The sequence below is a fragment of the Desulfoluna sp. CYM3A genome (genome assembly GCF_056829965.1).
Genome location: NZ_CP186556.1, coordinates 5,673,420 through 5,693,957, shown reverse-complemented (window position 1 = coordinate 5,693,957; position 20,538 = coordinate 5,673,420). Strand labels below are relative to the sequence as shown.

The 20,538-nt window shown below is 58.7% G+C and carries 18 protein-coding genes; 1 reads left to right on the top strand and 17 read right to left on the bottom strand.

All coding sequences use genetic code 11. The annotated features are described in order from the left end of the window. Nucleotides 1-31 precede the first annotated feature (31 nt). Nucleotides 32-613 carry a TetR/AcrR family transcriptional regulator gene (locus ACOYW1_RS28700; protein ID WP_180138657.1) on the top strand — a complete coding sequence of 194 codons (582 nt, stop codon included), beginning with the start codon at nucleotides 32-34 and terminating at the stop codon, nucleotides 611-613. A gap of 1,212 nt (nucleotides 614-1,825) precedes the next feature. On the opposite strand, the gene ACOYW1_RS28695 is transcribed toward ACOYW1_RS28700, so the two are convergent. The 17 genes from ACOYW1_RS28695 to rplT form a co-directional block, all read right to left on the bottom strand. Next, nucleotides 1,826-2,626 (bottom strand): MBL fold metallo-hydrolase, encoded by an 801-nt coding sequence (locus ACOYW1_RS28695; RefSeq protein ID WP_482420662.1) that lies wholly within the window; start codon nucleotides 2,624-2,626, stop codon nucleotides 1,826-1,828. 233 nt (nucleotides 2,627-2,859) lie between these two features. Beyond that, on the bottom strand, nucleotides 2,860-3,318 hold the full coding sequence (gene dut / locus ACOYW1_RS28690) for a dUTP diphosphatase (protein ID WP_180138653.1): 459 nt from the start codon (nucleotides 3,316-3,318) through the stop codon (nucleotides 2,860-2,862). 358 nt (nucleotides 3,319-3,676) lie between these two features. Then, nucleotides 3,677-4,978 carry a M16 family metallopeptidase gene (locus tag ACOYW1_RS28685; RefSeq protein ID WP_482420661.1) on the bottom strand — a complete coding sequence of 434 codons (1,302 nt, stop codon included), beginning with the start codon at nucleotides 4,976-4,978 and terminating at the stop codon, nucleotides 3,677-3,679. Further along, a complete protein-coding gene (locus ACOYW1_RS28680; protein ID WP_482420660.1) occupies nucleotides 4,920-7,133 on the bottom strand; it encodes a polyribonucleotide nucleotidyltransferase in 2,214 nt (737 codons plus the stop codon). Before ACOYW1_RS28680 ends, ACOYW1_RS28685 begins: the two co-directional genes overlap by 59 nt. Nucleotides 7,134-7,302: 169 nt before the next feature. Next, the gene (locus ACOYW1_RS28675; RefSeq protein WP_482420659.1) at nucleotides 7,303-7,605 is read right to left on the bottom strand and encodes a 30S ribosomal protein S15; all 303 of its coding nucleotides are present in this window, start codon (nucleotides 7,603-7,605) and stop codon (nucleotides 7,303-7,305) included. Nucleotides 7,606-7,894: 289 nt separating this feature from the next. After that, nucleotides 7,895-8,140 (bottom strand): hypothetical protein, encoded by a 246-nt coding sequence (locus ACOYW1_RS28670; RefSeq protein WP_482420658.1) that lies wholly within the window; start codon nucleotides 8,138-8,140, stop codon nucleotides 7,895-7,897. Beyond that, nucleotides 8,116-8,802, bottom strand: a complete 687-nt coding sequence (gene truB / locus ACOYW1_RS28665; protein WP_482420657.1) for a tRNA pseudouridine(55) synthase TruB — start codon at nucleotides 8,800-8,802, stop codon at nucleotides 8,116-8,118. The genes ACOYW1_RS28670 and truB overlap by 25 nt, the downstream gene beginning before the upstream one ends. Before the next feature lie 9 nt (nucleotides 8,803-8,811). Continuing rightward, entirely contained in the window at nucleotides 8,812-9,771 is a 960-nt protein-coding gene (locus tag ACOYW1_RS28660; RefSeq protein WP_482420656.1) for a DHH family phosphoesterase, read from the bottom strand. Between the two features lie 105 nt (nucleotides 9,772-9,876). After that, nucleotides 9,877-10,257: a 30S ribosome-binding factor RbfA gene (gene rbfA / locus ACOYW1_RS28655; protein ID WP_180138635.1), complete on the bottom strand. Its 381-nt coding sequence runs from the start codon at nucleotides 10,255-10,257 to the stop codon at nucleotides 9,877-9,879. A 142-nt stretch (nucleotides 10,258-10,399) separates the two neighbouring features. After that, entirely contained in the window at nucleotides 10,400-11,755 is a 1,356-nt protein-coding gene (gene infB / locus ACOYW1_RS28650; RefSeq protein WP_482423842.1) for a translation initiation factor IF-2, read from the bottom strand. Between the two features lie 9 nt (nucleotides 11,756-11,764). Continuing rightward, on the bottom strand, nucleotides 11,765-13,366 hold the full coding sequence (locus ACOYW1_RS28645) for a translation initiation factor IF-2 N-terminal domain-containing protein (RefSeq protein WP_482420655.1): 1,602 nt from the start codon (nucleotides 13,364-13,366) through the stop codon (nucleotides 11,765-11,767). 104 nt (nucleotides 13,367-13,470) lie between these two features. Continuing rightward, nucleotides 13,471-14,952, bottom strand: a complete 1,482-nt coding sequence (gene nusA / locus ACOYW1_RS28640; protein WP_482418748.1) for a transcription termination factor NusA — start codon at nucleotides 14,950-14,952, stop codon at nucleotides 13,471-13,473. Continuing rightward, nucleotides 14,952-15,482 carry a ribosome maturation factor RimP gene (locus ACOYW1_RS28635; protein WP_482418747.1) on the bottom strand — a complete coding sequence of 177 codons (531 nt, stop codon included), beginning with the start codon at nucleotides 15,480-15,482 and terminating at the stop codon, nucleotides 14,952-14,954. The genes nusA and ACOYW1_RS28635 overlap by 1 nt, the downstream gene beginning before the upstream one ends. Before the next feature lie 369 nt (nucleotides 15,483-15,851). Next, entirely contained in the window at nucleotides 15,852-16,181 is a 330-nt protein-coding gene (locus tag ACOYW1_RS28630) for a MerR family transcriptional regulator (protein ID WP_482418746.1), read from the bottom strand. A gap of 199 nt (nucleotides 16,182-16,380) precedes the next feature. Beyond that, complete coding sequence (pheT, locus tag ACOYW1_RS28625) at nucleotides 16,381-18,810, bottom strand: phenylalanine--tRNA ligase subunit beta (protein WP_482420654.1); 2,430 nt, start codon at nucleotides 18,808-18,810, stop codon at nucleotides 16,381-16,383. Between the two features lies 1 nt (nucleotide 18,811). Then, complete coding sequence (gene pheS / locus ACOYW1_RS28620) at nucleotides 18,812-19,819, bottom strand: phenylalanine--tRNA ligase subunit alpha (protein ID WP_482420653.1); 1,008 nt, start codon at nucleotides 19,817-19,819, stop codon at nucleotides 18,812-18,814. 199 nt (nucleotides 19,820-20,018) lie between these two features. Further along, nucleotides 20,019-20,369 (bottom strand): 50S ribosomal protein L20, encoded by a 351-nt coding sequence (gene rplT / locus ACOYW1_RS28615; protein WP_180138621.1) that lies wholly within the window; start codon nucleotides 20,367-20,369, stop codon nucleotides 20,019-20,021. Between the last annotated feature and the right edge of the window lie 169 nt (nucleotides 20,370-20,538).

The following is a 20,538-nucleotide window of genomic DNA, read 5'->3' as shown; positions in this document are numbered from 1 at the left end:
CATTAAATGAATGATCGTTTATTAAACTCCCATGAGACCCAAAGACGAAACCAAACGAGAGGCCATCCTAAACGCCGCCATGGTGCTGATCAACACCCTGGGGCTGGCCCACACCTCCATGTCCAAAATCGCACGGGAGGCAGGGGTCTCCCCCGCCACCATCTACATCTATTTTGAAAACAAGGACCACCTCCTCCTTACCCTCTACGTGGAGGTCAAACGGGAGATGAGCCGGGCCATCCTGGACAGCCTGGACGACGACCTGGACATCCGGGACGCCTTCCGCTTCATGTGGGAAAACCTCTACGCCTACTACCTGGCCTACCCGGACCACTTCGTCTTTGCCGAACAGTTCTGCAACGCCCCCATCGCCGATGCCGTGGAGGAAGAGGAGGCCAAAGGCTTCTTCGCACCCTTCACCCACCTCATCGAGCGAGGCCAGAAAGAGGGCATCCTTAAGCAGGTTCCCATGGAACTCCTCGTGGCCTTTGCCTTCCACCCCCTGACCCAGCTGGCCAAGCAACACGTCAAAGAGGGAATCGCCATGGACGACGACGGCCTCGAAGCCGCCTTCTCCTGCGCCTGGGACGCCGTGGCCGCCCCCGAGGCATAAGCCACGTGCCTGAAAAAAGAAAAAAAAACCTATTCAGTTGCCTCCGGCGGGCAGGGGCTACAGCCCCAGTATCGCAAATGCTCCGGGACTCGTTCCTCGCCCTGCGCATTTGCTGACGGGCTACGCCCGTAAGGTGTTGCTGAGATTAAGGGGCAATAGTCCGTATCAGGATGTTGCTCTCCTTAGGGAATGATGCACGAAGGCTCTGTCCCCACGTTCATCATCCAAGGCACCGCCTTTGCCTCTCTTCTTTTTTGCCCCCGACCCACGCCAGTTTTATCCCCTGTATCAGCAACACGAGATATTTTTTGATGATAACCCGACTGCACGATTTGAAAGCTCCCCAAACACGCCCTCTCTCGTTCAGCAACCGGTAACAAAGAGATGAAAAAGGAGGGTTATTAGCTGGTTACAAATAAACAATCGTTCATTCATGATAAAGTTTTCCAAACTTTCTGTGTACTGTCATGGCGTAAAACCGAATCCTTTGCTCCCAAAGGCACTCTATGTCACATAGCTTGTGCCACACACCTTGTACCCTTAGAAAAGGAAACCCGTTATTCCTTGGGGATAGGCTTACTCAAAGAACATCTTCCTGTTCAGCCCCCTTCCTAACATCCCATGGCAACGGGACCACACTTTTCATCGAAAAATGCTAAACGATCGTTCTTTTATTATATCTTTACCGAAGCAGTATGATGATAATAGAGCCCAAGACCATTGCATCCGATCCCACAAACGTCCACGTCTAACATAGGCCCTCCACACTACCCATCCCTCCATTATGGACACTTACAAACAAACGACCATTCGTTTATTATAAACACATCAAATAAACACGGCGTTTTTATTCATGTTTGACTTCTATTACCGTTGGCTTCGGCGGCTCGCGGGGGCAATGTGACCCTGAATGGCTATACCGACCAGAGCATACGGGCGCAGCCCGTCAGCACATGTGACGAGCCCGAGGAACGAGGGCTTGGAGCATGTGCGATACTGGGGTCAAGGAGCTCAGCCCCTTGCCGCCGGAGTTATTCCGGTTAAACTTCTTCAGCGTGTTTTTAGAAGAATGAAATGGGCTTCTCCTGCAAAGACGGTTGCCAGATGTCACACATCACGCGAATGCCCCGATAACGCGGGTAGAATGGCTGCATCCATGCATTCGCCTCAGGGTTTCAAGGTGCCCCCACCTTGCCGCCGGAGGCAGGCTTTTTATGCTTCTAAAATGAGATCACGGGGGTGGGCAGGTGTTGCTTGGCCACGGAGATGGAGGTGTTGCTGCCGCTGAGAACGCTGTAGGCGGCGGCAAGGGCAAGATCGGGGGTGTTGTTCTCCTCGCTCAGGTGGGCAAGGACAAGGTGGGAGAGCCGGGATCGGTCCACGGCATCCAAAAGGGTGGCGGCCTCTTCGTTGGAAAGATGGCCCACGCGGCTGCGCACGCGCTGTTTCAGGGGCCGGGGTTGTCGTAGAGGAGGTCCCAGTAATATCGTAGGACTCCAGGATCAGGGCGTTGCAACCCGACAGGTGCTCTTTCACAAGATGGCCCGCGATGCCCAGGTCGGTGGCGATGCCCAGGACCGAACCGGACGGGGTGGTGACCCGAAACCCGGAGGTATCGGCCGCGTCATGGGAGATGGAAAAGGGGTGGATCTCCATGGCCCCCACACAAAAGCGCCTGCCGCACTCCATGGCCTGAATGTCCATGGCTTTGGTCTTGCCGAGCTTCTTGACCGACCCTGTGCGGGTGGCCTCGGTGATGAACAGGGGGATCCCGAACCTGCGGCACACCACCCCCACGCCCCCCACATGGTCGGTGTGCTCATGGGAGACCACCACGGCAGAGAGGGTCGTGGGATCGAGGTCCCGCTCAGCCATGCGCCGCTCCAGCTCACGGCCCGAAAGACCGCAGTCAAACAAGACCGCGGTCTCGCCCCCCTTTACGTACAGGGCGTTGCCCTTGCTCCCGCTGGCAAGCTGGCAAAAACAGTTTTCCGGTTCCTGAATCTCAGTCATCTCATGTCATCCCAAAGAATAAAAGGCCTCCGGCGGCCCTGCCGGGGGCCAAACTTTTGAAAAGTTTGACAAACAGATCTTAACAGCTTTGCTATGAATTCCAGCGATTCTGACTGTTCTAACCTTTCGGAAAGTTTTTTGCGGAGCTTTTTTTCAAAAAAGCGACCCGCCGGAGGCAGGCTTTTCACGACCACAGAGGGCACCGTTTTTTTGTTTTGATCTTGCGCCGGTCCTTATACGCCGGTGTGTCCGAAGCCGCCATCTCCGCGCTCTGTGGCGTCGAGGTCGTCCACCACGGTGATCTCGGCCTGCCAGACACGGGTCACGATCATCTGGGCGATGCGCTCATTGCGATTGATAATAAAGGGTTCGGCGCCAAAGTTAATGAGGGCCACCTTGACCTCGCCCCGGTAATCGCTGTCGATGGTGCCCGGTGCGTTGACGATACCGATGCCGTGCTTGACGGCCAGGCCGCTCCGGGGCCGGATCTGGGCCTCAAATCCCTTGGGAAGGGCCATGGAAAACCCGGTGGGGATCAGGGCCACGGCACCGGGTGCCAGGGTCACGGGGGCTTCATTGGCCGCATGGATATCCATGCCCGCGGCCTCTTCGGTCATGTAACGGGGCAAGGGTACGTCGCTGTTTTTCTGCGGGTCAAGGCGCTTGAAGGCCACCCGGGGTCTGTCGGTCATATCGGCTCCATATAATAAAAAAATGCGTAACTAATCAGTTCAAAAGCGCCTCCGGCGGCCCTGCCGGGGGCCAAACTTTTGAAAAGTTTGACAAACAGGTCTTAAGAAAGTCATTCCAGGCTTCGCCGAAAGAAATTCGTCACTTCTTTTGGAAAGTTTTTTGCGGAGCTTTTTTTCAAAAAAGCGGCCCGCCGGAGGCATGCTTTTTTTCAGCACCCTTGCCCATAGGAGACTCGTTTTACGGAGCGGCAAAAAAATACCGTAACAGGCAGAGACAAAAAAAGGTACCCCCACACAGGAGGTACCTTTAATTTTTTTGGTGTCATGGGGAGCCGGCCATGGGGTCAGCCGGACGCCATCACAACCCGAAGACCTTTCGGATCTCTGCTTCGGAAGGGTCGGGACCGAGGACGGCCACGGCGGGTTTCTGGCTGAAGGCCATGTCCGCGACCTTTCGGACCTCTTCCACGGTGACGGCCTCGATCTGGGCCACCACCTCATCCAGGGAGAGCTGGCGTCCGAAGTGGAACTCGCTGGAGGCAAGTCGTGCCATCTGGCTGTCCACGCTCTCGGAGGCCAGGAGGATATTTCCCTTGGTAAAGGCCTTGGCCTCGTCCAGGGTCTCCTGGTCCACGCCGTGCTCGCAGAGCCTCATGAGCTCCTGGTTCGTCACCTCCAGGCATTCGGTGAGCCGGTCCGGGCTGACGCCCGCGTAGACACCGACCATGCCGCTGTCCACGTAAGACGCGTTAAAGGAGTAGACGTTGTAGGCAAGGCCACGCTTTTCCCGGATCTCCTGAAAAAGCCGAGAACTCATGTTCCCGCCCAGGATGGTGTTCATCAGGGAAGAGGCAAAGCGCATCTCGTCGGTGACGGATAGGCCGGGCCACGCCAGGCTCACGTGGGTCTGCTCGATCTCCCGGGACAGGGCCTTCACCCCGGACAGGGGGGCAGGCACCTTCCGCACGGGAAATCCGTCCCGGGCCTTGATGCCTTCAAAGGCCGGGGCCAGAAGGGAGACAATCTCCTCGTGGTCCACATGGCCTGCGCAGGAGATCAGCACCCGGTCGGGCTGGTAGAGATGGGAAAAGAACCGAACAAGATCCTCCCGCCCGTACCCCAGGATCTGCTCCCGGGTGCCCAGAATGGACCGCCCCAGGGCGTGATCCCCCCAGAAGCACTCTTCGAGCAGGGTATGGATATGATCCTCGGGGTTGTCCTCCACCATGCCGATCTCAGAGAGAATCACGGGCCTTTCGCTCTCCACCTCTTCCTGGGAAAAGGTGGAGTTCAAAAAGATATCGCTGAGCAGGTCCGCCATGGTGACGAGGTGCTCATCCATCACGCGGGCGTGATAGCAGGTGTTCTCCATGGAGGTAAAGGCGTTGGTCTGCCCGCCAATGGCGTCGAAGGCCTTGGCGATGTCGTAGGACGACCGCTTTTGGGTTCCCTTAAAGAGCATGTGCTCGATGAAGTGGGAGAGCCCGCCTTCGGGCACGGCCTCGTCACGGGCGCCTGCGTCTACCCAGACGCCCATGGAGACGGATCGCACATGGTCGATCCGTCTCGAGACGATGCGTACGCCGTTTGTCAGTGTGGTCTTATCGACGGCCCCTGTCATTGCCCCCTCGACCACCTCGTCCGCCGCGTCCGCGGTCATCCCTTCGGCCGCCCCTGTCGTCCCGGCGTCCGCCGCGATCATCGCGGTGGGGACGTGCATCTTCCCCTTCGGGGGCGGGCAGGACTGCCTTGTGGCTCAGGCGGATTTTTCCGTCGCGGGTTACCTCAAGGACACGGACCTTGAGCTTGTCCCCTTCGCTGACAATGTCGGAGACACTGTTCACGCGGTAGTGGGCCAGCTCGGAGATGTGGACGAGGCCGTCCACGCCCGGGCGGATGGTGACAAAAGCGCCGAAGTCAGCAATCTTGGCCACGGTGCCTTCGTACTCTTCACCGGGCTCGGGATCGGTGCCGATGTCGTTGACGATCTGAACCGCTTTGGCTGCGTCTTCGGCGTTGACGGCAGTGATCTTCACGGTGCCGTCATCGGAGACTTCCAGGCGGGTGTTGGTGTCGGTCTGGATCTGGCGGATGTTCTTGCCGCCGGGGCCGATGATGTCTCGGATCTTGTCCGGGTTGATCTTGACCACGTGCACCTTGGGTGCATGGACAGAGATCTCCTCACGGGGTGCGTCGATGGCGTCGAGCATCCTGTCGAGGATGTGGAGACGACCTTTACGGGCCTGCTCCAGGGCCTTGACCATGATCTCCTTGGGGAGTTCGTTGATCTTGATGTCCATCTGAAGGGCGGTGATGCCCTCGGAGGTACCGGCCACTTTGAAGTCCATGTCACCGGTGTGGTCTTCATCCCCGAGGATGTCGGAGAGGATGGCCACCTTGTCGCCCTCTTTCACGAGGCCCATGGCGATGCCGGAAACCGGCTTGGAGATGGGCACGCCGCCGTCCATGAGGGCCAGGGTGCAGGAGCACACCGTACCCATGGAGGAGCTGCCGTTGGACTCGGTGACCTCGGAGACGAGGCGCACGGTGTATTCGAAGTCTTCCTTGGAGGGAAGGATCGGCTCGATGGCACGGAAGGCCAGGGCACCGTGACCGATTTCACGTCGGCTGGGTGCACCCACGCGCTTGCACTCTCCCACGGAGTAGGGAGGGAAGTTGTAGTGCAGCATGAAGGGCTTGGTGGTGTCCCCGGAGAGGGTCTCCACACGCTGCTCGTCCATGCCGGAGCCCAGGGTCAGGATACCCATGACCTGGGTCTCGCCGCGGGTGAACAGGGCGCTGCCGTGGGGGCGGGCCAGAACGTCCACGTCGCAGGTGATGTCGCGGATCTCGTCAAAGGCGCGGCCGTCGATGCGGTGCCCGTCTTCGAGGATGATGGCGCGGGCCACCTTCTTGCTCAGGGAGCTGAAGATATCGGAGATCTCGTCCTTGCGCTCAGCCATCTCTTCGGAGAGGCCTTCGATGAGCTCGGCTTTAACGGCTGAGACAGCGGCTTTACGGGCCATCTTGTCCTTCACCTGAAGGGCTTCGCGGACCTTGGCGGCCGCCTGGCCGTCCACAAAGGAAACCAGGGACTCGTCCACGGCAGGGGCTTCCACCACGCGCTTTTCACGGCCCACAGCCGCACGCATCTGCTCCTGGATATCAATGAGGGGCTGGATGGCGTTGTGACCTGCTTCCAGGGCCTCGATCATCTCGGCTTCGGAAACCACTTTGGCCCCGGCTTCCACCATGGTGACACCGGTCTTGGAACCGGCCAGCACGATGTTGATGTCGCACTCTTCCATCTGGCTCAGGGTGGGGTTGATGACGAACTCACCGTCCACACGGGCCACGCGTACGGCACCGATGGGCCCTTCAAAGGGCAGTTCGGAGATATGCAGGGCCGCGAAGGTGGCGATCATGGCCAGCACATCGGGCTCGTTCTCTTTGTCCATGCTCATGACGGTGGCGATGACCTGGGTCTCGCAGCCGTACCCGTCGGCAAAGAGGGGTCGGATGGGGCGGTCGATGAGGCGGCAGGTGAGAATCTCTTTCTCGCTGGGACGCCCCTGCTCACGCCTGAAGTAGTTGCCGGGGATACGTCCGGCCGCGTAAATCTTCTCCTGGTACTCCACGGAGAGGGGAAGGAAGTCGATTCCCTCCTTGTTCTTATCGGCCCCTACGACGGTAACCAGCACACTGGTTTCGCCCATCTGTGCGATGACGGCCCCGGAGGCCTGCTTGGCGATTTTGCCGGTTTTAAGGGTCAGTGTCTTTCCGTTCAGCTCGGTTTCAAAGCTGTATTCTTGCATCTATTGCTCCTTGGTTAGGTGAAACCGCTGCGTTCATTTGTGAGGCCCCTCATCGAACGTCCTCATAAATAACGGCACGCGTGAGCCATCCACCCATATGACGGGGGTCGATACCTCAGGTGTGCTTATTTAAAAGGAGTTCGGTTTCGGGTTGCCTCGTGTGCGGCGGTCAAGGGGTATGGGAGTGCGGAGGGCACCGGAACCATTTCCGGTGCCTTCCGCAAAAACCATCTATCGTTTGAGGCCGAGTCGTGCGATCAGCTCCAGATGCAACGAGTGATGTTTCTTCTTCATGTAGTTTGAGAAGACGACGGCGACGGCCGACGAGAATCAACGCCAGCAACGTGAGTGGTGGTCTTTCTTCCTCGTGTACCTTCACGTGCTCGGTGAGGTACTTGATTCGGTCGGTCAGAAGCGCAATCTGCACTTCGGGGGAGCCGGTATCGGACTCGTGGGTTTTCGGACCGCTCATGCACGTTCGAGTTTCTCGTCAGTGGTAAATACGATGGTCTCGCCTCCAACCGGGTGCGCACCCTTCGGAGGAACGTTTTCTGTCCGCCGCACGGCACCGTGAATGAATAAAATTGGAATAACTGAAAACCGGCAAACCGTTCGGCAAACCAACACCCGCCAGCCGCCTTCTCCGATCCGATATTCCATTCAGACCGGCTGCATCATTCGGGCGGTTGCTTCTGCTCGCATAAGTGCGACCGTAAGTCCCCCACAGGGAACCCCGACGACACAGAAGGATAATTATACCTTTATGCGTTAAAAACACAACAATATTTATGATGTGCCCCGTATTTTGCCGACTCCACCACGGCAATCAAGGCGCCGTGGCCGTCCAGGACACGGCAGAAATCAGCCCCGGCCTCCTGTCCGCAAGGCGTCCAGGCCAAAGGGTTCCCGTTCATGACCAGGGCCCGGGTGGCCTCGTCCACCACCATGGACGGCAGGTGGGAGAGGGCCTCGGCCATGGGAATCATGGACAGGTCTTCCCGTTCCATGGTCTCTGCCTCGGAAAGGGGCAGGGCCTCGTCCACATGAAACCCGGAGCTCTCGATACGGCGAAGGGCGGCGGGGAAGGCGCCCCGCATGCCTGGGACTCTGCCATGTCCCGGGCCAGACTGCGGATGTAGGTCCCCTTGGAACAGCTGACCTCAAAATCGATGTGGGGAAAGGAGAAGGCCACGAGCCGGTTTTCATGGAGAGTCACGGGACGGGGGGGCTTTTCCACGGCCTGCCCTTTTCGGGCCAGCTTGTAGAGGGGCACCCCGTTGTGTTTGAGGGCCGAGTAGATTGGCGGAACCTGCATGAAGTCCCCTGTAAAGGCGGCACACAGGGCCTCTGCTTCGGGAAGTCCCAGGCGCACCTCAAGGGCGGCCATGGCCTCGGCGGACTCGGTGGTGAGCACCTCGCCGTCGGGGTCCAGGGTATCGGTGAGGGTCCCCAGGCCAAGGCGGGCTGCGTAGCGCTTGTCTGCATCAAGGAAAAAGCGGGAGAGCCGGGTAGCCTTTCCCACGGTGATCACCATGAGGCCCGTGGCAAAGGGGTCCAGGGTGCCCGCATGGCCCACCTTGGAGAACTTGAACCGCTTTTTGATGCGGTAGACAACCGATGCCGACGAGATTCCCGCCGGCTTGTCGATCAATAAAATACCGTCGTTCATCTGTCTTATCTAGAATGCGTCGGAGATCCGAAGCACTTCCTTTTTGATGTCCTTGAGGCTGGTAAAGGAGGTAAAGGCGGCTGCGCCGGGATGGCCGCCGCCACCGTAGGCCGCGGCAATGATCCCAACGTCCACGGGACCGTTGGAGCGCAGGCTGACGTGGTAGTGGGGCTTGGGCCTGTCCCCGGGCAGGGGCCGGGACTCCTGGATGAGAACGGCCACCTGCACATCTTCAATGTGCTTGGCGTAGTTTACCAGGCCGTTGATGTCGTCCACGCTGGTCTCAGTCTCTCGCAGCATCTCCTGGGTCAGGTACATGACGGAGAGCTTGCCGTTGTCGGAGATCTCGATGGTGTCCAGCACCATGTTCAGGAGCTTCGTTAGGGAGTAGGTGGCAAACAGGGTCTGGGCCACCTTGTAGGAGTCCACCCCCGTCTCCACCATGCGCCCGCAGATAAAATAGGCCTCCGGGGTGGTGTTCTGGAAGAGAAAAGAGCCGGTGTCTGTGAAAATGGCCGTGTAGATGGCGTACGCCATGGAGACGTCGATGGGCACCTTCAGGTCCGTCACCAGGCGGTAGACGAGCTCTCCGGTGGACGAGGCGGCAGGGTCCACCATCTGGTGGAGACCGAAGCCGGTGTTGGTCACGTGGTGGTCGATGTTAAGAACGGTGGGTATCCGGCCCACTTCGTCGGCATGGGACCCCACCCGGGACAGATCGCTGCAGTCCAGGACCACGGCGGTGTCGTAGGACGAGAGGTTGCCGGGATCAGACATGATTCGCTCGATGCCGGGAAGAAAACGAAAAATGGCGGGAATGGGGCTCTCATTATAAAGCCGCACGTTTTTCCCCATCAACGACAGGGCGCGTCCCAGGGCCAACAGCGACCCGATGGCATCACCGTCGGGTCGGATATGGGTCACTAGGAGCAGGCTCCTGCTCTGTTTCAGGGATTCCAGAATCATCATCCTGATGGCCTCGCATAGCTCTGAACGATCCGTCTGTATAAGGTCACAGGAAAAACCACGGCACCCTGCGCACCAACGCGTGACGTCGTCGCTGAAGTTACCGGGTTACGACTCCGACTCGCCTTCTGATTCGGAGTCACCATTGACCGAGAGAGTTTTGAGGACCTCGTTGATATGCGAACCGTAGTCAAAGGATTCGTCATACACGAAGGTCAGCGACGGCATGAACTTCAGCCCGAGCTTGCCGGCCAGGGATTTTCGCAGAAACCCCGAGGCACTTTTGAACCCGGCCAGGGCGTCGTACTTGGCTTTTTTTCCACCGGACACGCAGAAAAAAACCTGGGCATGGCGCAAGTCGTCGGTGAGCTTGACGCCTGTCACGGTGGCCATATCAAGGCGGGGATCGCTCACCTTTTTGTGCAGCAGTTCCGAAAGGGTGGACTGAATTTTAACGCTGACCCGTTCAGCACGAGAAAACGGCTTCATACTGGGTATGTATCCTTATGGTGTCAAACGCTGAAATGCCCCGTCATGAAAAACCGGTAAGGCGTATGGCGAGGCATTGCAGCGTGGAAGTCTTTTCAGAAATACCAGAATAGAATGCCGGCCCGAAGGCCGGCAGGATGCGCTAATCGAGGGAAGGTTTGATCTCTTCCAGGTAGTAGCAGTCGATGGTGTCACCGAGCTTGACATCGTTGTAGTTCTCGATGCCGATACCGCATTCGTAGCCCTGGGCCACTTCTTTGGCATCGTCTTTGAACCGCCTGAGGGAGGCCAGGTTGCCGTCGTAGACGATAACCCCCTCGCGCAGGAGGCGGACCTTGTTGCCGCGGACAATCTTGCCTTCGAGAACGTAACACCCGGCAATGGTCCCTTTCTTGGGAATCACAAAGGTGTCGCGAACTTCGGCACGACCGAGGATCTTCTCCTCGAAGGTGGACTCCATGAGTCCGACCATGGCGTCTTTGAGGTCCTTGATGGCATCGTAGATGATGTCGTAGAACCGCATGTCCACGCCCTCTTCCTTGGCCATGTTCTGGACCTTGGTGGCGGGGCGGACGGCAAAGCCAAGGATAATGGCGTTGGAGACCGCAGCCAGGGAGACGTCGGATTCGGTGACGGTACCGGTGGCGGCGTGGATCACATTGACCTTCACCTCGCTGGTGGAGAGCTTGCCGAGGGACTCCCGGAGGGCCTCGATGGAGCCGTGAACGTCGGCCTTGATGATCAGGTTGAGGTCCTTGACCTCGCCCTCTTCCATCTGCTCGAAGAGACGATCCAGGGTCACGCGGCTGTTCTTGGCCAGCTCGCGGGCACGGGCCTTCTGGAGGCGGTGCGCACTCACCTGTTTGGCGTCTTTGTCGTCTTTGACCGCAACCATCTCGTCGCCGGCTTCGGGAACACCAGTGAGGCCGATGATCTCAACAGGCATGGAGGGACCGGCCGTGGTGACCTGCTCGCCCTTGTCGTTGAACATGGCTCGGATCTTGCCGTGGTACATGCCGCAGACAACGGACTGCCCGGACTTCAGGGTACCTTCCTGGATCAGGACCGTGGCCAGGGGGCCGCGACCGATGTCGAGCTTGGACTCCACCACGTGGCCGATGGCCAAACGATCGGGGTTGGCATCCAGCTCCAGAACTTCTGCCTGGAGAAGGACCATATCCAGCAGATCGCCGATACCTTCGTGGCTCTTGGCCGAGACGTTGACGAAGATGGTGTCTCCGCCCCAGTCTTCCGCCAGGACGCCGTGATCGGAGAGCTCTCGCTTCACACGATCCGGATCGGCATCGGGCTTGTCGATCTTGTTCACCGCAACGATGATGGGCACCTCGGCCGCCTTGGCGTGGTTCAGGGCCTCAACGGTCTGGGGCATGACGCCGTCGTCGGCGGCAACCACCAGGATAACCAGGTCGGTGACCTTGGCACCGCGGGCACGCATGGCGGTAAACGCCTCGTGACCGGGGGTGTCGAGAAAGGCGATGGCCCCGTTTTACAGATGGTCAGCACCGATGTGCTGGGTGATGCCCCCGGCTTCCCCTGAGGTGACGGAGCTTTTACGGATCACGTCAAGCAGAGAGGTCTTACCGTGGTCAACGTGGCCCATGATGGTGACCACGGGGGATCGAGTCACACGCTTCGAGGGATCCTCGTCCACGGAGGAGGTGCTCAGAATGGTCTCTTCTTCAAAGGCCGCGCGCTCCACTTCAAAACCGAATTCCACGGCAACGAGCTCTGCGGTATCGTAATCGATGGTCTGGTTCACCGTGGCCATGACGCCCATGCCCATGAGCTTGATGATCATGTCGTTGGCCTTGATGCCCATGCGCTTGGCCAGTTCGGCCAGCACGATGGTGTCATCCACCTTGATGCGTCGCTTGATGGCCTTGGGTACGGTAATCTGGGTCTTCTGGCCCACGGGCTGCTGCTTGTGCCTGCCGCCCTTACGGCCTTTGCGGCCCCGGCCTTCGGAGTACAGGGCGTTGCCCTCTACCACGGTCTTCTTACGACCCTTCTTGCGAGAGCCAAAGGCGTCTCCGCCGGTCTCGTTACCACGCCCGCGACGGCCCTTCTTGCCGCGTGAATCACCGGCCATCTCGCCACCCGTGGGGGGCATCTGGGGCTCATGGGTTCGCTCGTTGCGATCGTGGGTGTTGTTATGGGGCGTCGACGGTCGGGAGTAACCGTTACCACGATGGGTTGACGCCTCTTTGTCCCGGAGGAACGCGGGCTTGGTCCCGGGCTCGGGGAGTTTGATAATCTTGGCAGCCGTGAACTTCTTCACTTTCTTGCGTTTCTTCTTGGGCTCATCTTTATCAGCCGCAGAAGCATCCGCCTCATCAGGTTGTCCCGTCTTACCGCCTTCTCCGGCTTCAGCTGCCGGAGCCACATCTTTTTCAGCGGCCTTTTCAGCCACCGGTGCCGCCTCTTGGGCGGGTTCGGCTTTCATTTCTGTGACACTCTCCTCTTCGTTCTTGGCCTCGACAACGGGTGCTTCCGGCGTCTCGGCAACGGGAGCTGGCGTCACGCTTGCGGGCTCAGGGGCGACCTCGGGGGCTGCGGGCTCTTCCTGGGAAGGCGTCTCAACCTCGGGGCGCTTGATGATGCGGGCCGGCTCACTTTTCTTGGCTTTCTTGGGTTTCACGGGCTCGGTGGCCGCCTTGGCCTCGGCCTCGGCTGCTTCGTCCTCTGCCTCGACCACAGGCGTCTCCGCCTTTACCACCTCTTCAACAGGGGGAGTGGTCTCGGAGGCGGCTTCGTCAGCGGTTTCCGGCTGAGGAGGCTTCACCTCGGGGCGCACCACCTCTTTTTCCGCCACGGCGGCGGGCTCCACGTCGGAGGCGCTTTCTGCCTCGGCGTGTTCTGCATCGTTACTGCGCTTGCGTCGCCTGATGACGGTCTTTCGAACGCGCTTGTCCCGAGTCTCCGGATCTTTATCGCCAAAGAGGTTCTTTCGGATCAACTCAACGGTATCATCCTCAAGAGAACTCATATGACTTCCAACCTCAATGCCCATGGCCTCAATCTTGTTGAGCAACGCACGGTTGGTCATATTCAGGCTTTTGGCAAGTTCATAAACTCTGATTTTTGCCATTCACTCCCCCTAATATATTCTGCAATATATTCTGCAACAACTCCCTGTTCACACGGCTTACCGAAAAACCAATCCTTGTGTGACGCCCGCCCGGGTTTTAAGGCTTACGCGTCGAGATTCGGCTCGGGGTCTGATTCCTGCTCCGGGCTATCGCCCTCCTTGTCGGCCTCATCGGCGTCCAGGGGTTCCGGCTCGGGTTCTGCTTCCTGCTCCGCGCTCTCGTCTGCACCGTCGGCCTCTTCGGCCACCGGCGTATCAAGCTCGGATTCCTCCGACATCTCGTCTTCGGGGATGTCGCTCGCAGCGGCGTCGTCTGCCGCTGACTCATCATCTTCTTCGCTTCCCGTCGCCGCAGGCTCCGGGTTTCGGGCTGATTCAAGGACCAGGGTTGCCCGCTCCTCGTCAAAGCCGTCGATGTCGAGAAGATCGCTCATGGAGGCTTCCGCCACATCATCGACGGTGTAGTACCCGCTGGAATGAAGGGCCTCGGCCTGGGCTGCACCGACACCGGGAATGCTCATGAGGTTGTTGAACTCATCCTTGAGCGACCGGCTGTGCTCTTCTTCGCTAACCACATCCAGCTGCCATCCAGTCAGAATGGATGCGAGCCGGACGTTCTGCCCTTTCTTTCCGATGGCCACGGAGAGGTAGTCCACAGGGACGATGACCTCCATGGTCATGGTGTCTTCATCGATGATCACCTTGGCGATCTCCGCAGGTGCCAGGGCGTTGCAAACATAACGGGCGGCATCTGGGTGCCAGGGGATGATATCGATCTTCTCCCCTTTGAGTTCCTGGACCACGTTCTGGACGCGGCTTCCCCGCATGCCCACACAGGCGCCCACGGGATCGATGTCCGAATCGATGGAGCTGACGGCGATCTTGGCACGCACGCCGGACTCCCGGGCAGCACCGTTGATCTTGACCACCCCTTCCATGATTTCGGGGACCTCGGTCTTGAACAGGGCAATGAGAAACTCCGAGCTGGCCCGGGTCAGGATGACCTGGGGACCACGGGATTCCAGGAGGATATCTTTGATGAGGGCACGGACCCGATCGCCTCGGCGGAAGGTCTCCCGGGGGATCTGCTCCCGCACGGGAAGCACGGCCTCGGTGTTGCCGAGGTTGACGATGAGGTCCCCCCGGTCCACACGCTGGACAATGCCGTTGATGATCTCTCCCTTGCGGTCGATGAAGCTTTCATAGATGGCTTCGCGCTCGGCATCCTTCATCTTCTGGATGATGACCTGCTTGGCAGACTGGGCGGCAATACGACCGAAGGTGGAGGTGTCGACCTTCAGGCCGAGGCTGTCCCCCATCTCGCAATCCCGATCCAGCTTTCGCCCCTCTTCGATGGTGATCTCCACGTCGGGATCCACCACCTCATCGACGACTTCCTTGAACTGGAAGACCTCGATCTCACCGGATTCTTCGTTATATTGAACCTCAATGTCGGCATTTTTGCCCAGTTTTTTCCGGGCTGCAGACGCAAGGGCTTCTTCCATTGTCTTGATCAGCACATGAAAATCGATACCCTTGTCTTTGCTGACCTGCTCAACAACTCGTTTGATCTCTGAAATTTGCATCAGCTCTCTCCAATATTTCCGACAAGTCTGGCACGTTTGATGTTCTCAAGGGCAATCTCGTGCGTTGTTCCATCCACGTCCATGCACACCATCTCACCCGGGGCCTGCCCGAGGAGTGTGCCTTTGAAACGGCTTCTCCCTTCAATGGGGGAATGGGTCGTGATGACAGCCATGCTCCCTTTGAAGCGATCGAAATCCGCTGGTTTGGAAATGGGTCGGTCAAGGCCCGGTGAGGAAACCTCCAGACGGTATTCACCGCGGATGTCCAGGGAGACGTCCATGAGGTCGCCCAACTGGCGGCTCACATTGGTGCAGTCGCCCAGGCTCACCCCGCCCTCTTTATCTATATAAAGGCGTAGAATCGTCTGGCCGAACTCGGTCACGGTCTCCATGTGAACAAGCTCCAGCCCTTCGCCCTCGCACAGGTCATCGGCAAGGCGCCGCGCCTCGGCGAGGTGCCGTCCGGTGATAGCCGATTGCGATCGGCCCTCTTTTTTTCGATTTTTCTGTTTCTTGGAGCTGGTACCCATACCGTTTATCCGTTCAACCCACTGTAACACAGCGCAGTAAAAAACAAAAAACGGGCGTTTTGCCCGTTCCCGAATGCAACAGACCTTCATGTCACGGCATCGCCCGAGTGAGCAGACACCACTGCCGAATGGCCTCAAGGAACGGGGCTCACCCAGCAAAAAGCCCCGAAAATGGGACTGTTTCAAGGGGCGCACGGGTGGTAAATACGACAGGGCCAAACCCTTCGACGCCAGTTACCGGCGGGTTTTACCCCCCCGGAGCAAGCGTTGCGCGCAGCTCCCTCAAATTTCCAGCCTATTCTAATAAGATAAAAAAAGTGTATTGTCAATATATTAATCAAGGAGGCCGCGCCCGAGGCCTTGTGCCGCCTAAACCATGGCCCGAATCAGCCGCAATTCGTCCACAATCCCCTTGAGAAAATCCTGGGTGGATGTCGGGGCGGCATCTTTTTCCTTCCCCTTGCCCCCGAGCATTTTTTTGGCGCCTTCGATGGTATAGCGCTCATCGTGGAGCAGGCGCTTGATCTCAAGGATTGTGTCGATGTCTTTCCTGCGGTACATGCGCTGCCCCGACTCCGTGCGTTTGGGACGGATGGCGGAAAACTCGCCTTCCCAAAAGCGCAGGACATGGGACTCCAGCCCCGTCAGGCTGCTCACTTCGCTGATTTTGAAATACTTTTTCTGAGGAACAATACCCATTTTATCCTCCCCGCCTTGCGTGTCCTGGTAACCGGACCGTCACCGCGTCCAGCCCGCGCCAACCTCCTTTTCGGCACTCCAACCACGTTTGCGTCGCGCCCCGGCCCAAGGCCGGGGCGCCTCAAAAAAAAGGGGCGCCAAAGACGCCCCTTTCCTGCCCGATCACAGCGTTCCTGTGTTGTCGGTGCCTTAAATGGAATCAGGGAAGGACAGCATCGAAACGCTTTAACAGCATCTCCATGATCCGGGTGTGAATCTTATTGACCGCCTTGTCGTTGAGGGTCTTGTCCGCAGATCGGTAAACCACCCTGAAGGTAAGGCTCTGCTTGCCTTCGGGAATGTTCTCCCCGGCGTACCGATCCAGAAGCCACGCACGCTCAATGAGGGGCTGCTTCTCATCCAGGATGGAAGCCACCGCATCACCAGAGCGGACGGACGCCTCGCAGATCATGGTCACGTCCCGCGTCACGGAAGGAAATTTCGGAATGGCCGTGGCCTGACGATCTCCGGAGATACGCTCCGCAAGGGGCGCCATGGCCAGTTCAAAAACAAAGACATCCTGTTTGAGCTCAAAGCTCTTCAGCACATCGCCGTGGACCTTGCCAGCAAGACCGATCACCTCATCGTCCAGCAGAATCTCAGCCGTGTACCCCTGACGGGTATAGCTGCAATCATCCGCCGCCATGGGCCGGAAGGCAACCCCGGAAACATGCAGGGCCTCAAAAAAGCCTTCGAGGGCACCCTTGAGGTCGAAGAAGTCGCACGACTCTTCCTTGCCGAACCAGGAGGCAGACCGACGGTCACCGGTGACAAGACCGGCAAGCATTTCCGGCTCCTGGGGAAGGGTTTCACCTTCTCCTGCGATGAAGGTAGCCCCCACCTCGAAAAGCCGCAAGCTGCGCTCCTGAACGCTGATGTTTCGAGCGGCAGAAGAGAGAAGTCCGGGCACAAGGGAGGTTCGCATCACCTTCTGCTCTTCGGAAATGGGATTGAGGATGGTCACCAGGCGCCTGCGGGGGTCTGCCTCTGCAAGGCGCAACCTGTCCACGGCGTCTTCCCGGATAAAGCTGTAGTTGACGGCCTCGTTGAAGCCGAGCCCCACAAAGGCGCCGCGTACTGCCTGACGCGCCTCAAAAGCGGGAGGGTAACTCTCCTTGGCAGCCACGACCTTGGCGTAGGAGGTCTCGATATTGTTGTACCCCCAAAGCCGGGCTATCTCCTCGGAGATGTCCTCGGGCCGTTCCACGTCCACACGGAAGGAGGGGGGAACCACCTCCAGGGTGTTGGCGTCTGAAACGGTGACGGTAAATTCGACGCGGGCAAGGTATCCTGCCATCTCATCGGCCGACAGAGACGTTCCGAGGCGCCTGTTCAGGGCGTTCACGTCCACGGTGATGGTCCGGGGCGCATAGGGCACGGGGTTTTCGTCAATGAGGCCTTCCACCAGGCGCCCGTTGCCGAGCTCTGCCATAAGGGCCGTGGCCCGATCCAGGGCATACACAACGCCCTCGGGGTCGGTACCGCGCTCGAAGCGATGGGACGCATCGGAATGGATCCCCGTAAGCTTGGAGGTCTTTCGGACGGAGGTGGGATTGAAGCAGGCGCTCTCCAGGAGTACGCGGGTGGTCCCCTCCTCGATCTCGGAGTTCACGCCCCCCATGACCCCGCCGATGGCAACGGATTTCTCGCCGTCACAAATCATCAGCATCTCGGCGTTGAGCTTGTGCTCTTTTTCATCCAGGGTGGTAAAGGCCTCCCCTTCTGCTGCGCGCTTCACCACGATGCGGTTCTCGGCAAGGCGGTCAAAATCAAAGGCGTGCAGGGGCTGACCGGTCTCCATCATCACGAAGTTGGTGATATCCACGATGTTATTGATGGGCGTCAGGCCCACGGAGAGAAGTCGCCGCTGGAGCCAGGCCGGAGACGGCCCCACCTTGACATCAAAGACCAGACGGGCGGCATACCGCCAGCACAGATCCGCGTCTTCGATGGTCACCGAGGTGTGATCACCGATGGTACCCAGGGATGCGTCGGCCTCGGGAAGGGACACTGCCGGACGGGTAAGCGCCACGGGAGGTTCCTGGAGAGAACCGGCTTCACGGGCCACACCCAGCACGCTGAGGCAATCGGGACGGTTGGGAGTCAGGTCAATCTCCACCATGGAGTCGAACAGGTCCAGGGCTTCTTTAAGGGGCGTACCGGGCACAAGGTCGGTACCGAGCTCCATGAGACCGGAGGCATCGGTGTCCAGCTGAAGCTCCCGCGCGCTGCAGAGCATGCCGCCGGACTTCTCACCGCGGATTTTCCCCTTCTTGATCTTCACACCCCCGGGCAGAACCGCGCCGGGAAGGGCGCAGGGCACCACAAGGCCTTCGGCTGCATTGGGCGCACCGCAGACGATGCCCACGGGCTCGTCGGCACCCACGTCCACCTGGCAGAGCCGGAGCTTATCGGCGTTGGGATGGGGTTTTGCCTCGACAATCCGGGCCACGACCACGCCGTCAAGGGAGTCATACAGAGGGGTTACGGAGTCCACCTCCAGGCCGGCCATGGTGAGCCCGTCTGTGAGGCCTTCGAGACCCATCTCCAGGGGTATGTATTCTTTTAACCAGCTTAGACTGAATTTCATCTTAGAATTGCCTCAGGAACCTGATGTCGTTTTCAAAATACTTCCGAATATCATCCACGCCGTATTTGAGCATGGTGATACGCTCGATGCCCATACCGAAGGCGAAGCCGCTCACCTTGTCGGTGTCGTAGCCCACGTTCTCCAGAACAGCGGGGTGCACCATGCCGGAGCCGAGGATCTCAAGCCAGCCGGTATGGGAACAGACTCGGCAGCCCTTGCCCCGGCAGATCACGCACTTGATATCCACCTCGGCGCTGGGCTCGGTGAAGGGGAAAAAGCTGGGACGGAACCGAAGGGAGATGCCGGGATCGAACATCTGATGGATAAAGGAGGTAAGAACGCCCTTCAAATCCCCGAAGGAGACGTCTTTGTCCACATAGAGGCCTTCCACCTGGTGGAACATGGCCGTATGGGTCAAATCGGAGTCACACCGGTACACCTTGCCCGGAGCGATGATCCTGACGGGAGGCTCGCTCTTTTCCATGACGCGGGGCTGAGTCGGGGAGGTGTGGGTCCTGAGCACGGTTTCGGGCGAAATATAAAAGGTATCCTGCATATCCCGGGCGGGATGGTGCTTGGGAATGTTGAGGGCTTCAAAGTTGTAGTAGTCGCTCTCGACCTCGGGCCCCTCCACCACGGAAAACCCGAGACGGGTAAAAATCTCACAAATTTCCGTAGCAATGCGGGTGATGGGATGAAAGGAGCCGACCTCGGCACGGCGCCCGGGAAGGGTGACATCAATCCCCGGGTCAGACGCCTCGGCCTCGGCCGCAAGGACGCTCAGGCGCTCTGCAACGGCATTTTCGAGCCCGCGCTTCATCTCGTTGGCCCGCTTGCCCGCCAGGGGACGCTCCTCCGCAGGGAGGGCGGAGATATTTTTAAGGTACTGAGTCACAAAACCCTTTCGACCCAAATACTGGGTGGAAAGGGTTTTCACGCTTTTCTCATCGGAGGCCGCCTCAATGTCGGAAAGGGCCTCACTGTAGATCTGTTCGATATTAGTTTCCACGGTCGCGCTACGTATCCAGTTTGGATGGCCTCAACCTTCAAGAGGGTCGGGACCTGTTAAAAAAACGAGGCAAGGCAGCGTGCTTTGATGAAAGCGAGGCCGCCTTACCCCGAAAAAGGCCCATCCGAAAGAGCGGGTCGACATGCGTGGCACCAAGGCCGTCAATGCACGACCCGACTGTGGCAGGGAATCGATCTCCTTAAAGCTGCTGGGACGCTCGCTCTGCAATCACGGAAAACGCTGCAGGGTCGGAAACGGCCAGTTCAGCCAGGACTTTACGGTCCAGATCGATGTTGGCCAGCTTCAGGCCATGGATAAACTTGCTGTAGGAGAGACCGTTCATACGCGCGCCGGCGTTGATACGGGCGATCCAGAGTCTACGGAACTCGCGTTTTTTCTGCTTGCGGTCGCGGTAGGCGTACATCAACGCCTTGTCTACGGAGTCGGCCGCGGTGCGAAACAGTTTGCTGCGACCGCCACGAAAGCCTTTGGCCAGCTTAAGAACCTTATTTCGACGCTGCCTCGCTTTAGTTCCTCTTTTAATTCTCATTGTCTTTCTATCTCCTTCGTTACATCACGGCCTGACCGTTTACCTACAGTGGCCCGTGATGTCCGCCGTTTTTTTCGGCGATGCGGTTGCACCTGAATCTTAAACGTCCAGCAACGGTTCAAAATCTCATTTTCGATTCCGTTGATCGGCCCGCTTGAACCTGATGACC

Bases quoted from the DNA above. Each gene is read 5' to 3' on its own strand.
- ACOYW1_RS28700 (WP_180138657.1), top strand. From the start codon at position 32: ATGAGACCCAAAGACGAAACCAAACGAGAGGCCATCCTAAACGCCGCC.
- ACOYW1_RS28695 (WP_482420662.1), bottom strand. From the start codon at position 2,626: ATGACTGAGATTCAGGAACCGGAAAACTGTTTTTGCCAGCTTGCCAGC.
- dut (WP_180138653.1), bottom strand. From the start codon at position 3,318: ATGACCGACAGACCCCGGGTGGCCTTCAAGCGCCTTGACCCGCAGAAA.
- ACOYW1_RS28685 (WP_482420661.1), bottom strand. From the start codon at position 4,978: ATGACCGCGGACGCGGCGGACGAGGTGGTCGAGGGGGCAATGACAGGG.
- ACOYW1_RS28680 (WP_482420660.1), bottom strand. From the start codon at position 7,133: ATGCAAGAATACAGCTTTGAAACCGAGCTGAACGGAAAGACACTGACC.
- ACOYW1_RS28675 (WP_482420659.1), bottom strand. From the start codon at position 7,605: ATGAGCGGTCCGAAAACCCACGAGTCCGATACCGGCTCCCCCGAAGTG.
- ACOYW1_RS28670 (WP_482420658.1), bottom strand. From the start codon at position 8,140: ATGGAACGGGAAGACCTGTCCATGATTCCCATGGCCGAGGCCCTCTCC.
- truB (WP_482420657.1), bottom strand. From the start codon at position 8,802: ATGAACGACGGTATTTTATTGATCGACAAGCCGGCGGGAATCTCGTCG.
- ACOYW1_RS28660 (WP_482420656.1), bottom strand. From the start codon at position 9,771: ATGATGATTCTGGAATCCCTGAAACAGAGCAGGAGCCTGCTCCTAGTG.
- rbfA (WP_180138635.1), bottom strand. From the start codon at position 10,257: ATGAAGCCGTTTTCTCGTGCTGAACGGGTCAGCGTTAAAATTCAGTCC.
- ACOYW1_RS28645 (WP_482420655.1), bottom strand. From the start codon at position 13,366: ATGGCAAAAATCAGAGTTTATGAACTTGCCAAAAGCCTGAATATGACC.
- nusA (WP_482418748.1), bottom strand. From the start codon at position 14,952: ATGCAAATTTCAGAGATCAAACGAGTTGTTGAGCAGGTCAGCAAAGAC.
- ACOYW1_RS28635 (WP_482418747.1), bottom strand. From the start codon at position 15,482: ATGGGTACCAGCTCCAAGAAACAGAAAAATCGAAAAAAAGAGGGCCGA.
- ACOYW1_RS28630 (WP_482418746.1), bottom strand. From the start codon at position 16,181: ATGGGTATTGTTCCTCAGAAAAAGTATTTCAAAATCAGCGAAGTGAGC.
- pheT (WP_482420654.1), bottom strand. From the start codon at position 18,810: ATGAAATTCAGTCTAAGCTGGTTAAAAGAATACATACCCCTGGAGATG.
- rplT (WP_180138621.1), bottom strand. From the start codon at position 20,369: ATGAGAATTAAAAGAGGAACTAAAGCGAGGCAGCGTCGAAATAAGGTT.